We start from the raw sequence: 12,469 nt of genomic DNA on the forward strand, positions 1-12,469 counted from the left end.
GAACACGACAATGCAGCCCTTTCCGAACAGACCGCCAAGGCGCTGACGGCGGCCTCGCAGCTCGGCGGCGAGGTGCATGTGCTGGTCGCCGGCTCTGGCGCGCAGGCCGTCGCCGAAGCCGCCGCGCAGCTTTCCGGCGTTTCCAGGGTGCTTCTGGCCGACGATGCCGCTTACGCCAACGGCCTGCCGGAGCCGCTTTCCGAGCTGATCGTCTCGCTGGCCCCGTCCTATGACGTCATCCTCGGAGCGGCGACCTCCATCGCCAAGAGCGCGCTGCCGCGCGTCGCCGCCCTTCTCGACGTGATGCAGGTTTCGGAAATCGTCGAAGTCGTCTCCGCCGACACGTTCAAGCGGCCGATCTATGCCGGCAATGCCATCCAGACGGTTCAGTCGACCGACGCGAAGAAGGTGATCACCGTTCGCACCGCCTCCTTCGCCGTGGCGCCCGAAGGCGGCTCGGCGGCCATCGAGGCCGTGGCGTCCGCCGGCGACAAGGGCGCTTCGCGCTTCGTCTCGGAGGAGATCGCGGCGTCGGAACGTCCGGAGCTGACGGCTGCGCGGATCATCATCTCGGGCGGCCGGGCGCTGGGGTCTGCGGAGAAATTCAACGAGGTGATCCTGCCGGTGGCCGACAAGCTCGGCGCCGCCGTCGGCGCATCGCGCGCGGCGGTCGATGCCGGCTATGCTCCGAACGACTGGCAGGTCGGCCAGACCGGCAAGGTGGTGGCGCCGGAGCTTTACATCGCCGCCGGCATCTCGGGCGCGATCCAGCATCTGGCCGGCATGAAGGATTCGAAGGTCATCGTCGCCATCAACAAGGACGAGGAGGCCCCCATCTTCCAGGTCGCCGACTACGGCCTCGTCGCAGACATCTTCGAGGCCCTGCCCGAACTCGAAAAGGCGCTGTGATTCAAACGGGGAGCGGGGCGGCCAGCCCTCCCCGCTCCCGGACGGACTTCAGGGAGGAACGGCCATGACCACCGGCATGACGAAAATCGGCGTGATCGGCGCGGGGCAGATGGGCTGCGGCATCGCCCATGTCGCAGCCCTCGCCGGCTATGACGTGACGCTCTACGATCTCTCCCGGGATCGCACCGAGGCCGCGCTCGCCACCATCAACGGCAATCTGGCCCGGCAGGTCGCCAGCGAAAAGATCGCGGAGGACGACCGCAAGGCCGCGCTGTCGCGCATCACCGGTTCCACCGGCCTTGGCGATCTCGCCCCGATGGATCTGGTCATCGAGGCGGCGACGGAGGACGAGACCGTCAAGCGGAAGATCTACGCCGAGCTTTGCCCGGTCCTCAATCCCGCCGCCATTCTCGCTACCAACACCTCGTCTCTCTCGATCACCCGGCTTGCGGCGGCCACCGACCGCCCCGAACGCTTCATGGGCATCCACTTCATGAACCCTGTCCCGGTCATGAAGCTGGTGGAACTGGTGCGCGGAATCGCGACCGAGGAGCGGACCTTCGAAACGGCCAAGGCCTTCGTCGCCTCCCTCGACAAGGTCGTGACGGTCGCGGAGGATTTCCCGGCCTTCATCGTCAACCGCATCCTTCTGCCGATGATCAATGAGGCCATCTACACGCTGTACGAGGGTGTCGGCACCGTGGATGGCATCGACACCGCCATGAAGCTCGGCGCGAACCATCCGATGGGGCCGCTTCAGCTCGCGGATTTCATCGGTCTCGACACCTGCCTGTCGATCATGCAGGTTCTCCATGACGGGCTGGCCGATTCCAAGTACCGTCCCTGCCCGCTGCTGGTGAAATATGTCGAGGCCGGATGGCTGGGCCGCAAGGCCGGACGCGGCTTCTACGACTACCGCGGCGAAACGCCCGTGCCCACCCGCTGAACCGCCCTAACCCGGCATGTGGAACCGGATTTCGCCCTCATGCAGGAAGCAGGCCTTGTCGAACAAGGTCAGGTCCAGCGGGTTCGGAAGCCGCACGTCCTGGATGCCGGGATGGGGCTTCGTGGACAGATCGTACAGCCGGTCGATCTGGGAAATGAAGACCATCACCAGCCCCCGCTGGCGCGCGAACAGCTTCAGCCTGCCGACTTGTAAGGCAAGCGGAGGCGTGTCGCGTCTCTGATCCAGCAGTTGAAGATAGTCGACGACGACCAGCGTACCTGCCGGCGCCGTTTCCAGCGTGGCCATCATGTAATCGGCGCTGATGGCATCGGAGCAGTCGAAGGCGAACAGATCGCCGAAATGCGCCGGCTCCACCCCGATGGCGCGGAACCGCGCCAGAATGTCCTTCTCCGTATATTCCAGCGTAAAGAAGATGCTGCGTCTGCCGGACTTCATCGCCTCGACGGCAAGTTCGAGCGCCATCAGGGTCTTGCCTTGGCGCGGCCGGGCACCGAGGAGAACCAGGTCGCCTTCCCTCAGCCGCCGGGAAAATCGGGTTGCCGGGGCGATTGCGGCGTGTCTGGCCGCCAGCAGACTCCAACTGCGGTAGCCCTCCTGCAAGGCGATGCGGTCGAGCGCTTCATGCAGGGGAATGGCCTGTTCGCGGGCCAGCAGCCGTGCCTTGCGCTTCAGGCGATGGATAGACGCCGAAAGTTCCATTGATAACCTCCTATCGCGAGCAACATTCGCAATCCCTCCGCATGCTTTCGCTCGAACAGTCGGTTCGGTGATCGAAGAGCCCTACAGGAATGCTGCTTTCCCGAAACGGAGGGGGGAGGCATGGGCTGTGCCGAAATCACAGCATAATCGAATCCTCACGGATTGAAAATCCGGTTCGCACGGATACAGAAGACACGCTTCCGGCTACTTCGCCCTCACCGCCGCATCCACCAGGGCGAAGGCGTCGGCACCCGCCCACTCGGCGGGGCCGTTCATGGCCGCCGTCAGGCACCCCTCGGCATCGAACAGAAGCGTGGCCGGCAGGCCGATGGCGAGCCCCTCCTTCTTCACCGCATTGAACACGCCCATCGAATCGTCGCGATAGTAGGCGAGCGAGGCGACCCCGGTTTCGGAGAGGAATGTGCGCAGCTTCTCGTCGGAGCCGACGTCGATATTGACGGCAACCACCTCGAAATCGTCGCCACCCTTTGCCTTCTCCAGCGCGTCGAGGGCCGGCATCTCCTTGCGGCAGGGCACGCACCAGGTGGCCCAGAGGTTGAACAGCACGGTCTTGCCCCTGAAGTCGGCAAGGGTCCTGTCCGTGCCGTCCGGCCCCTTGAAGGCGATGGCGGAAAGCGGGCGCGGATCGTCGACCGCCGTCATGGTCGCCACCTCGCCCTTGAGGAAGGGTTTCAGCGTCGCAGCCTTCGCCTTCGTGGCCTGACACTGCCCGGAAGCGGCCATCGCCGGCGCATCCGTGTTGCCAGACCCGGTGCGCTTCACGTATACCGCAACGGCCCCGGCTGTCAGGCCGGCGAGCGCCGCGACAACAACCAGTCTCACGGAGGGAAGCCCGAGCGGCCTTTTCTTCGTCATGTCATTCTCCAGGATGGGCAAAAGCCAATGGCCGATGGAACCAAGGACACCAATTCCTCCAACCAGATGTGGGGCGGTCGCTTCGCTTCCGGCCCTGACGCGATCATGGAGGAGATAAATGCCTCCATCGGTTTCGACAAGAAGCTTTTCGATCAGGATATCCGTGGCTCTATAGCACATGCCACCATGCTGGCGGAGAAGGGAATCATCTCCTCCGAGGATCGTGAAAAGATCGTGACCGGCCTGGAGACGATCCGCACCGAGATCGAAAGCGGCAATTTCGAGTTCTCGCGCCAGCTCGAGGACATCCACATGAACATCGAGGCGCGGCTCGCCCACCTCATCGGCCCGGCCGCCGGCCGCCTGCACACCGCCCGCTCGCGCAACGATCAGGTCGCGGTGGATTTCCGCCTGTGGGTCAAGGAAGAGCTGATGAAGACCGAGAGGGCGCTGACAGGCCTGATCGAGGCCTTTCTCGACCGCGCGGAGGAACATGCCGGCACGGTCATGCCCGGCTTCACCCACCTCCAGACCGCGCAGCCCGTGACATTCGGCCATCATTGCATGGCCTATGTCGAGATGTTCGGCCGCGACCGCAACCGCGTCCGCCACGCCATCGACCATCTGGACGAAAGCCCGCTGGGCGCGGCGGCTCTCGCCGGCACCGGCTATGCCATCGACCGGCACCTGACGGCCCGCGCGCTCGGCTTCCGCGAGCCGACCCGCAATTCGATCGATTCCGTCTCCGACCGCGATTTCGCGCTGGAATTCCTGTCCACCGCGGCGATCTGCGCCACGCATCTGTCGCGCCTGGCGGAGGAAATCGTCATCTGGTCGACGCCGCAATTCGGCTTCATCCGCCTGTCGGACGCCTTCTCCACCGGCTCCTCCATCATGCCACAGAAGAAGAACCCCGACGCCGCCGAGCTGGTGCGCGCCAAGACGGGCCGCATCAACGGTTCGCTGGTCGGGCTCCTGACGGTGATGAAGGGCCTGCCGCTCGCCTATTCCAAGGATATGCAGGAAGACAAGGAACAGGTGTTCGACGCCGCCGAAAGCCTGGAACTGGCGATCGCCGCCATGACCGGCATGGTCCGCGACCTCACCGTCCGCACCGACCGCATGAAGGCCGCCGCCGGCTCCGGATACTCCACCGCCACGGATCTCGCCGACTGGCTGGTCCGCGAGGCCGGCCTTCCCTTCCGCGACGCCCATCATGTGACCGGCCGCGCCGTCGCGCTGGCCGAAAGCAAGGGCTGCGATCTGGCCGAGCTTTCGCTGGAGGAGCTCCAGGGCATCCACCCCGACATCACAAAGGCCGTCTACGACGTTCTGACGGTCGAGGCATCGGTCGCCAGCCGCAAGAGCTTCGGCGGCACCGCGCCGGCCGAAGTCAAAAAGCAGATCGCCTGGTGGCGCGCGCGCAACTGATCAGTTTTCGAGAACGACGCATCAACAGAAACAGGATGCACAAGCGCCCTGTTTTTGTTTATCACCAAGCGTAACGCCAATCCGTGTTCAACGCAGTTCCAGCCGCCGGACAGTGAGCCCCATGTCTTCGAGATCCTTTCGCACCGTCATGCTTTCTCTCGGCCTTCTCGCCGCCGCGGGCCTTGCCCTCTCCGGCTGCGGGCGCAAGGGCGAACTCGATCCGCCGTCCACGCCGACCGAAAAACTCAACCGCCGCGGCAACGACACCAGACCCGCCGTTCAGGACCGGCCCTTCATTCTCGATCCCCTTCTTTGATCCGACAGGACGAAAGCCGTGAACCATTTTGAATTCCGCAACGGCGTGCTCCATGCCGAAGGCGTACCGGTCCCCGAAATCGCAAAGGCCGTCGGCACCCCCTTCTACGTCTATTCGACCGCCACCATCGAGCGCCACTACCGCGTCTTCGCCAATGCGTTCAAGGATGCCGATGCGCTGGTCTGCTATGCGCTGAAGGCCAATTCCAACGTCGCCGTGCTGAAGACGCTGGCGCGGCTCGGCGCGGGCATGGACGTCGTTTCCGAAGGCGAGCTGCGCCGCGCGCTCGCCGCCGGCGTTCCCGCCGGCCGCATCATGTTCTCGGGCGTCGGCAAGACGGCGCATGAAATGGATTTCGCGCTGTCGGTCGGTATCTACTGTTTCAACGTCGAATCCCTGCCGGAACTGGAAGTGCTGAACGCCCGCGCGCTGAAAGCCGGGAAGAAGGCGCGCGTGTCGCTGCGCATCAACCCGGATGTGGATGCCCGCACCCATGCCAAGATTTCCACCGGCAAGAAGGAGAACAAGTTCGGCATCTCCTTCAGGAACGCCCGCGAGGCCTACGCCCGCGCGGCGGAGCTGGAAGCCATCGAGATCACCGGCATCGACATGCACATCGGCAGCCAGATCACCGATCTGCAACCCTTCGAGGACGCCTTCGCCCTGCTGCGCGAACTGGTCGAGACGCTGCGCACCGACGGTCACACGATCGAGCATGTCGATATCGGCGGGGGCCTCGGCATTCCCTACAAGGCCGATAACGACCCGCCACCGCTGCCGGACGCCTATGCCGAAACCGTCCTGCGCCAGCTGAAGGGCCTCGGCTGCAAGGTGGTGTGCGAGCCGGGCCGCCTGATCGTCGGCAATGCCGGCATCCTGGTGACGGAAGTCGTCTTCGTGAAGGATGGCGACGAGAAGAATTTCGTCATCGTCGACGCGGCGATGAACGACCTCATCCGCCCAACGCTCTACGAGGCGTATCACGAGATCGGCCCGGTCGTTCAGCCGAAGCCCGATGCCCCGCGCATCCGCGCCGACATCGTCGGCCCGGTTTGCGAGACCGGCGACTATCTCGGCCTCGACCGCGAACTCGCCCGCCCCGCGCCCGGCGACCTGCTCTATGCAGGCTCCGCCGGCGCTTACGGCGCGGTGATGTCGAACACCTACAATTCCCGCCTCCTCGTCCCGGAAGTGCTGGTGAAGGGCGACGAATTCCACGTCATCCGCCCGCGCGGCACCTACGACGAGCTGATCGGCCTCGATTCCATACCGGGCTGGCTGACATAAGCGGTCGGTCGGATCGATAAATGATGACCCGATATGGCCTTCGGCGCAGAAAGCATGAAGCATCTTATGTTTGATCTCCGTCCATCCGCTCCCGAAGACGCCGACCGCATCATGGACATATGGCGCAAGGCCGTCGATGACACCCATGCCTTCCTGACGCCGGACGATAGAGCCGCAATAGAAAGGGAACTCGCCGCCTTTTTTCCGCAGGTGGAACTGATACTCGCCATCGACCCTTCGAAGCGGCCCGTCGGCTTTATGTACCTGCACGACGGGCACATGGAAGCGCTTTTCGTTGATCCGGACCATCACGGAAAAGGTGTCGGCAGGAAACTCGTGCAGAACGCTCTCGCGTTGCATCCCGCCCTGACGACCGATGTGAACGAGCAGAACGTTCAGGCTGTCGGCTTCTACGAGCGGATCGGCTTCAAGCGTATGGGACGATCCGAGCGGGATGGTCAGGGACGGCCCTATCCATTGCTGCACCTGCGGTTCCAGCCCGGCGGCTGAACACCGTCCCCGTCCTCACGAGCGCGTGCCGGCCGGATCGCACGAAACATCATTCTCCGGCGTGACATCCTTCAGCTCGGCAAGCCGCTTCACGGCACTCGGCGGCAGGGTCAGGTGCGGATTGGCGGCGGCGGTCTCGACCAGAAGCGCGTCGCTCGCCTTTTCCATGACGTCCACAAGGGTCTGCATGAACACGTCCTGCGCCAGCCCCGCTTCGATGGGCGGCAGGATCCTCACCTTGAAATGGCCGGGATAGCGCAACCACGCATTCCGCGGCCAGAACAGGCCGGGATGCATGACGACCGGCACGACGGGCACCTGAAGCTCGCGATAAAGCCGGCCGATGCCGTGCTTGTAGATCGGCTCGGCGCCGGGCGGACGGCGCGTGCCTTCCGGATAGATGATGAGCTGGCGCCCGGTCGCAAGCTCCGCCGAGGTTCTCGCCATCACATCCGCCATCGAGCGGCCCTTAGCGGCCCGGTTCACCGGGATGAGCCGCTGCTTCTTCATGTACCAGCCGAACAGGGGCAGCCAGAACAGCTCGCGCTTGAGGATATAGACCGGATCGTGCATCCACGGCAGCAGCATGAACGTATCCCAGGCCGACTGATGCTTCGGCGCGATGATGGCCGGTCCCTTCGGAAGATGCTCCAGCCCCTCGATCTCGAAGGTCGCGCCGACGATCCAGCCCATCAGCCGGTTGGAGGATGCGGCCCAGGCCTTCGGAATGCGATAGGAGCGCGGCATCAGGAAGTAGATCGGGCTGAGCACGATCATCCGCACGGTGATGTTGATATAGAAGGCGAGCTGGAACAGGACCGAACGCAGAAGGATCATGACGCGATTTTCCGGAATGCCTCGACGGGCGACGCCCCGTGCCTACACGATATCGCCACCGAGAAAAAGCCGCTTCAAAGGGAAGAAGCACCCGTAATGCCGCCCGTGGCCAGCGGATCGCGCAGCCCCGGCGACGAACGCAGGCCGATCAGGTCGCGGACCGTGGCCACCGTCACCTTGGCATATTCGGAAAGCAGCGTGCGCAGGGCGTCGGGATCGATGAACCAGTTCTTGACCTTGAGATCGCTGTTGACCACCGGATAGGCGATGAAATCGGTATCCGGGTCGGCCCGGCGCAGTTCGAGAAGGCTGCGCGGCATATGATAGTTGTTCGTCACCACGAGGACGCTGCGATAGCCGTGATCGGAAATCCAGCGCGCCGTTTCGGCGGCATTGCCGATCGTGTCCAGCGCCTGATAGCCCATGTCGACGCAGCAGGAAAACAGCGCGCTCGAACTTCTGGTCAGCTTGCTGAGACGGGCGGCGGACGTGCCGGGATTGACGCCGGAAATCAGGAGCCGCTCCCCGGCGCCCGAAATCAGCAGGTTCACGGCCTGATCGATCCGCTGGTATCCGCCCGTCAGCACAACGATGGCGTCCGCCCGGGGCGTTGTTGGCGGCGCGAGCGAAACGACGGAATCGGCAAAGCGCAGGAAGCCGGCGAACAGGATGCCGAGGCACAGGATGAAAATGGCGCCGAGCACGCGCACGGTCCGCCGAAGCGGACTGCGCCTTGAAAAGAGGCCGTCCGCCACGCCGGACGGCGGTGCGGCACCCATTTCCTCGTGCTTCGACTCGTGTGATTCCATCATCGATCCATAGCCGCTGATTGCGGCGGACAGCAGACGGTTGACCGAAAATTCTCCCTGTCCGCCAAGCTTGCCGAAACCTCAGCCATTCGGCAATCCATCGAGTCGCGCCGGATCGGAACGGATGCTGTCGATCTCGGCAATGGTCTGCATGACGGTCAGCCGCGCCGTCACGGTGGTGATCAGCGCGATCACGATCATCGTCGCGAAAACGCCCATGTAGCCGGAAAAGCCGATGGTGAACTGGCCGAACAGGGCGGACGCCTGATCGCTTTCGGGCGTCGCCACGGTGTGCCGCTGCCAGAAGCCCAGCACCGCGAAGACGGCCGCGGCGGCAAATCCGCCCGCCGCCGAGCCCTTCAGGCTGATCTTCAGGAAATGCTTCTGGAATTCGCTGGCCACGAACCGCCCTTCGGCCCCGACGAAATGCAGGACCTCGACGATGTGGCGGTTGCCGGAAAGCGCCCCCCGCGTCGCGAAGACGACCGTCAGGATCATCGCGGTGAAGACCAGCGCCAGCACCCCCATGCCGATCAGCACCGTCGTCCGCGCCATCGAAACCAGCCTGTCGACCCATGTCCGGTGGTCGTCCAGCGACGCCTGCGGTATCTCCTCCTGCAACAGCGCGCGCATCGCCGCGAAATCGGGTGGATTGCTTTCGTCGATGGTGACGACGACGAGGCGCGGCACCGGCAGTTCGTCCAGTTGCAGGCCGGTTCCCAGCCACGGCTCGAGCAGGCGCGCGGTGGCCGCGTCGTCCAGAACCCGCCCCTCCCGCGTACCCACGAAGGTGAGCGCGATATCCCTGGCGCGGTTGAGCGCCTGGTCCATGTCGAGCGAATCGTCCGGCTTGATCTGGATCGTCACCTCGCGGGAAATCTGGCTCTGCCAGCTCGCCGCCGTCGCCCGCACCATGCTGACGGCGCCGAGCGTCAGGCAGGCGAGAAAGGCCATGATGGCGATGACCACCATCAGCGCGTTGCCCTGGATGTTCGAGGACGGCAGGATCGGCCCTGTCGGGCGCACCTGCATCTCCCGGCGCCGGGCCGGGCCTGTTGCCTGCCTGACATCCTTCGGGTCGGAACGGTCACTCATAGATATCCAGCCGTCCGTCTGTGAGGATCATGCGGCGGGCGTCGACCTGATCCATCAGGCCGAGATCGTGGGTGGCGATCACCACCGCCGTGCCGAGCCGGTTGAGTTCGAGGAAGAGATTGAGCAGCCGCCGCGCCATCGGCGGATCGACATTGCCGGTCGGTTCGTCGGCCAGCAGGATCTCGGGCCGGTCGATGAGCGCGCGCGCGATGGCCGTGCGCTGCTTCTCGCCGCCCGAAAGCACCGGCGGCAGCACATTGATGCGCTCGCCGAGCCCGACCCATTTCAGAAGCTCGATGACGTCCTTGCGGTAGGAGACCTCCTCCTTGCCGCGAACCCGAAGCGGCAGGGCGACATTCTCGTAGGTGGTCAGATGATCGAGCAGGCGAAAGTCCTGGAAGACGATGCCGATGCGCCGCCGCAGCATCGGCAGCTCGCTCACGGGAATGCGGGCAATGTCGCGCTCGAAGCTGCGGATGAGGCCGCGCGTCGGCTTCAGCGACAGGAACATCAGGCGCAAAAGCGTCGTCTTGCCCGCGCCGGACGGCCCGGTCAGGAACTGGAAGGAGCCCTTGGGAATGGTAAACGTCAGATCCTTCAGGATCTCCGGCCCCATCCCGTAGCGCAGACCGACATTTTCGAAATGAATCAATGGGCGCCCGTTCCCCGGTTCCTTCCGGCCTTGTTCTGAAGCCTGCACCTGCAAGCCGCGTCCTCCGACACGGCCCGAACGCCGACCTGCCCGGTTCATACCGGCGACGTTACCGAAGCGTTAACCATTTTTATTTACGTCTGGCGAGACTTTGTTGCAATGCCTTCCGGTCACGCCTCAACAGGCGAAAGCGGGAGGAGAAAGGCGAAAGGCCCTGATGACCGCTTTCAACGCCCGCAGACACGAAGCCCTCGCCTACGACATTCTGGCTCCCGAAGTCCCGCGCGCCCGGCAGCGCCGCGTGCGCACCAGAGCCTCCGAACCCGTCGTCGAGGCCGAATTCATCACCATCCGCGAGCCCGCCGCCGCAGACCCGCGCCGTAACGACAACCGCCAAGCCGCACCGCGCCGCCCATCCGCGTTGGAAATCGCCCGTACACTTGCCGAACGCTTGGAAAAACGTCTGGCCAGACTCTCGACGGACGGCTTTTCGGCGCTGGTCGCTGCTGCCTGCGTCGGCGTCTTCGTTCTCGCCGGCGGCCTCTCCGGCTTCTTCCCGGCCGAAACGCCGGCAGCACCGCCCCGGCCGCTCGTCATCACCCATGCCAACCTGACGCCGCAGCAAGCGAACGGAATGCCGCTCCTGATCGTCAACGGCATCGTCGAGAACCGCGGCCACACCACGATGGAGGTGCCGCCGATCCGCGCCGAACTGATGGCCGGCGAAGCGCGGGTCGCCAGCCTCGTCATCGATCCCCCCGTCGCCAGCGTCAAACCGGGACAAAGCCACGGCTTCGTCGCACGCATCGCTCACCCCGGTGGAAAAACGCCGGAACTGAAGCTTTCCTTCGGTGCGAAGGATGTTCCGGGCCTGTGATTATGGTAAGCAGGGCGTAAATTCGAGGAGCCCTGCATGCCTGTTGTCCGTGGAAAGATCATCGAGCCGCTTTTTTCCGCCGAGCAAATCGCCGAACGCAACAAGGCGATTGCCACACAGATTGCCGCCGGCCCGGTCAAAGATCTTCTGGTCATCGCGATCCTGAAGGGCTCCTTCATCTTCGCCGCCGACCTTATCCGCGCCCTGCATGACAGCGGCCTTGCGCCGGAAGTCGAGTTCATCACGCTTTCCAGCTATGGCGCCGGCACCGTCTCCAAGGGGGTCCGCATCGTCAAGGACATCGACAGCGACGTGAAGGATCGCGACGTGCTGCTGATCGACGATATTCTCGAATCCGGCCGCACCCTTCTCTTCGCCAAAGAGCTGCTCTATTCCCGCGGCGCCCGCAACGTTTCCATCGCCGTCCTGCTCGACAAGAGCGTCAAGCGCCAGGAAAAGCTGGAGGCCGATTATGTCGGTTTCGAGTGCCCGGACGATTTCGTGGTCGGCTACGGCATGGACGCTGCCTACGCCTTCCGCGAGCTTCCCTTCGTCGGCAAGGTAACGGGCGACGCACCGGCGCAAGGCTGAACCCGCAGGGTCATTTCCGGCATGGCCGAGGTCATAGCCCGTTAACCACGGCCAGCACGCCCGTGCGAATATTTACCGATCGACAAGGAAACTCTGGTGATCTGCCCCTCGTACCGGCCATGCCGGTTCCGGGCGGGCATGAGACGCGCGCCCGCAGACAGAACAAGCGGAGCAGCCATCATGGCGAAAATCCTGATCACCGAAGACGAAGATACCCTGCGCACCTTCGTGGCGCGCGCACTCCGGCTGGATGGCCACATCACGATGGAAGCCGCCGACGGGGCTGAAGGGCTGGAGCGGCTTGCCGAGGAAGAATTCGACCTTTTGCTCTCCGACATCCGCATGCCCGTCATGGACGGCATCGAACTGGCGCACCGCGCCGCCGCCGACCATCCGGGCCTGCGCATCCTGCTGATGACCGGCTTCGCCGACCAGCGCGAACGCGCCGACGACCTGATGGAAAAGATCGTCGACGTCGTGCCGAAGCCCTTCGCGCTCCCCGACATCCGCCGCGCCGTCGCCCGCGCCCTGGCGGCCTGAACCGACGACACCTCGCCCGCGCAAGAGCGATTGGAGCCCGGCTTTCTGACCAGGCCCCGGTGTATCGACAAAC

15 protein-coding genes are annotated in these 12,469 nt (G+C 64.4%); 9 read left to right on the plus strand and 6 right to left on the minus strand.

Annotation, left to right across the window (positions count from 1 at the left end; translation table 11 throughout):
• Window positions 1-909, plus strand: a 909-nt coding sequence (locus NOF55_RS18905; protein WP_306412678.1) for an electron transfer flavoprotein subunit alpha/FixB family protein, incomplete at its 5' end; no start/stop codon positions are given.
• 64 nt (window positions 910-973) lie between these two features.
• The gene (locus NOF55_RS18910; protein ID WP_306412679.1) at window positions 974-1,855 is read left to right on the plus strand and encodes a 3-hydroxybutyryl-CoA dehydrogenase; all 882 of its coding nucleotides are present in this window, start codon (window positions 974-976) and stop codon (window positions 1,853-1,855) included.
• A gap of 6 nt (window positions 1,856-1,861) precedes the next feature.
• Here the strand turns inward: NOF55_RS18910 and NOF55_RS18915 are convergent, their stop codons facing one another.
• Both NOF55_RS18915 and tlpA read right to left on the minus strand, forming a co-directional pair.
• The gene (locus NOF55_RS18915; protein ID WP_306412680.1) at window positions 1,862-2,575 is read right to left on the minus strand and encodes a DNA helicase; all 714 of its coding nucleotides are present in this window, start codon (window positions 2,573-2,575) and stop codon (window positions 1,862-1,864) included.
• A gap of 204 nt (window positions 2,576-2,779) precedes the next feature.
• Window positions 2,780-3,451, minus strand: a complete 672-nt coding sequence (gene tlpA, locus NOF55_RS18920) for a thiol:disulfide interchange protein TlpA (protein ID WP_306412681.1) — start codon at window positions 3,449-3,451, stop codon at window positions 2,780-2,782.
• Between the two features lie 27 nt (window positions 3,452-3,478).
• Here tlpA and argH point away from each other — a divergent pair, with 27 nt between their 5' ends.
• The 4 genes from argH (at window position 3,479) to NOF55_RS18940 (ending at window position 6,995) form a co-directional block, all read left to right on the plus strand.
• Window positions 3,479-4,882: an argininosuccinate lyase gene (argH, locus tag NOF55_RS18925; protein ID WP_306412682.1), complete on the plus strand. Its 1,404-nt coding sequence runs from the start codon at window positions 3,479-3,481 to the stop codon at window positions 4,880-4,882.
• Window positions 4,883-5,003: 121 nt separating this feature from the next.
• Window positions 5,004-5,198 (plus strand): LPS translocon maturation chaperone LptM, encoded by a 195-nt coding sequence (gene lptM / locus NOF55_RS18930; protein WP_306412683.1) that lies wholly within the window; start codon window positions 5,004-5,006, stop codon window positions 5,196-5,198.
• An 18-nt stretch (window positions 5,199-5,216) separates the two neighbouring features.
• Window positions 5,217-6,485, plus strand: coding sequence for a diaminopimelate decarboxylase (lysA, locus tag NOF55_RS18935; RefSeq protein WP_306412684.1), 1,269 nt, complete (start codon window positions 5,217-5,219; stop codon window positions 6,483-6,485).
• Between the two features lie 66 nt (window positions 6,486-6,551).
• Window positions 6,552-6,995 (plus strand): acetyltransferase, encoded by a 444-nt coding sequence (locus tag NOF55_RS18940; RefSeq protein WP_306412685.1) that lies wholly within the window; start codon window positions 6,552-6,554, stop codon window positions 6,993-6,995.
• A gap of 15 nt (window positions 6,996-7,010) precedes the next feature.
• Here the strand turns inward: NOF55_RS18940 and NOF55_RS18945 are convergent, their stop codons facing one another.
• The 4 genes from NOF55_RS18945 to ftsE all read right to left on the minus strand — a co-directional run bounded on the left by NOF55_RS18945 (window position 7,011) and on the right by ftsE (window position 10,388).
• Window positions 7,011-7,832: a lysophospholipid acyltransferase family protein gene (locus NOF55_RS18945; RefSeq protein WP_306412686.1), complete on the minus strand. Its 822-nt coding sequence runs from the start codon at window positions 7,830-7,832 to the stop codon at window positions 7,011-7,013.
• Window positions 7,833-7,906: 74 nt separating this feature from the next.
• Window positions 7,907-8,611 carry a YdcF family protein gene (locus NOF55_RS18950; RefSeq protein ID WP_306412915.1) on the minus strand — a complete coding sequence of 235 codons (705 nt, stop codon included), beginning with the start codon at window positions 8,609-8,611 and terminating at the stop codon, window positions 7,907-7,909.
• A 111-nt stretch (window positions 8,612-8,722) separates the two neighbouring features.
• Window positions 8,723-9,673: a cell division protein FtsX gene (locus NOF55_RS18955; protein ID WP_306412916.1), complete on the minus strand. Its 951-nt coding sequence runs from the start codon at window positions 9,671-9,673 to the stop codon at window positions 8,723-8,725.
• Window positions 9,674-9,728: 55 nt separating this feature from the next.
• Complete coding sequence (gene ftsE / locus NOF55_RS18960) at window positions 9,729-10,388, minus strand: cell division ATP-binding protein FtsE (RefSeq protein ID WP_306412687.1); 660 nt, start codon at window positions 10,386-10,388, stop codon at window positions 9,729-9,731.
• Between the two features lie 217 nt (window positions 10,389-10,605).
• On the opposite strand from ftsE, the gene NOF55_RS18965 reads away from it, so the two are divergent.
• From NOF55_RS18965 to NOF55_RS18975, 3 genes are all read left to right on the plus strand, one after another.
• Complete coding sequence (locus NOF55_RS18965; protein ID WP_306412688.1) at window positions 10,606-11,265, plus strand: hypothetical protein; 660 nt, start codon at window positions 10,606-10,608, stop codon at window positions 11,263-11,265.
• 36 nt (window positions 11,266-11,301) lie between these two features.
• A complete protein-coding gene (hpt, locus tag NOF55_RS18970) occupies window positions 11,302-11,856 on the plus strand; it encodes a hypoxanthine phosphoribosyltransferase (RefSeq protein ID WP_306412689.1) in 555 nt (184 codons plus the stop codon).
• Between the two features lie 180 nt (window positions 11,857-12,036).
• The gene (locus NOF55_RS18975; RefSeq protein WP_306412690.1) at window positions 12,037-12,396 is read left to right on the plus strand and encodes a response regulator; all 360 of its coding nucleotides are present in this window, start codon (window positions 12,037-12,039) and stop codon (window positions 12,394-12,396) included.
• Window positions 12,397-12,469 lie beyond the last annotated feature (73 nt).

Origin of the sequence: Ectorhizobium quercum (assembly GCF_026552795.1) — a bacterium.
Classification (GTDB): domain Bacteria; phylum Pseudomonadota; class Alphaproteobacteria; order Rhizobiales; family Rhizobiaceae; genus Ectorhizobium; species Ectorhizobium quercum.

Coding starts and splice junctions, on each gene's coding strand:
- NOF55_RS18975 (WP_306412690.1), top strand. CDS start 12,037: ATGGCGAAAATCCTGATCACCGAAGACGAAGATACCCTGCGCACCTTC.
- NOF55_RS18965 (WP_306412688.1), top strand. CDS start 10,606: ATGACCGCTTTCAACGCCCGCAGACACGAAGCCCTCGCCTACGACATT.
- NOF55_RS18945 (WP_306412686.1), bottom strand. CDS start 7,832: ATGATCCTTCTGCGTTCGGTCCTGTTCCAGCTCGCCTTCTATATCAAC.
- NOF55_RS18915 (WP_306412680.1), bottom strand. CDS start 2,575: ATGGAACTTTCGGCGTCTATCCATCGCCTGAAGCGCAAGGCACGGCTG.
- argH (WP_306412682.1), top strand. CDS start 3,479: ATGGCCGATGGAACCAAGGACACCAATTCCTCCAACCAGATGTGGGGC.
- NOF55_RS18950 (WP_306412915.1), bottom strand. CDS start 8,611: ATGGGTGCCGCACCGCCGTCCGGCGTGGCGGACGGCCTCTTTTCAAGG.
- NOF55_RS18955 (WP_306412916.1), bottom strand. CDS start 9,673: ATGCAGGTGCGCCCGACAGGGCCGATCCTGCCGTCCTCGAACATCCAG.
- NOF55_RS18940 (WP_306412685.1), top strand. CDS start 6,552: ATGTTTGATCTCCGTCCATCCGCTCCCGAAGACGCCGACCGCATCATG.
- NOF55_RS18910 (WP_306412679.1), top strand. CDS start 974: ATGACCACCGGCATGACGAAAATCGGCGTGATCGGCGCGGGGCAGATG.
- hpt (WP_306412689.1), top strand. CDS start 11,302: ATGCCTGTTGTCCGTGGAAAGATCATCGAGCCGCTTTTTTCCGCCGAG.
- tlpA (WP_306412681.1), bottom strand. CDS start 3,451: ATGACGAAGAAAAGGCCGCTCGGGCTTCCCTCCGTGAGACTGGTTGTT.
- lptM (WP_306412683.1), top strand. CDS start 5,004: ATGTCTTCGAGATCCTTTCGCACCGTCATGCTTTCTCTCGGCCTTCTC.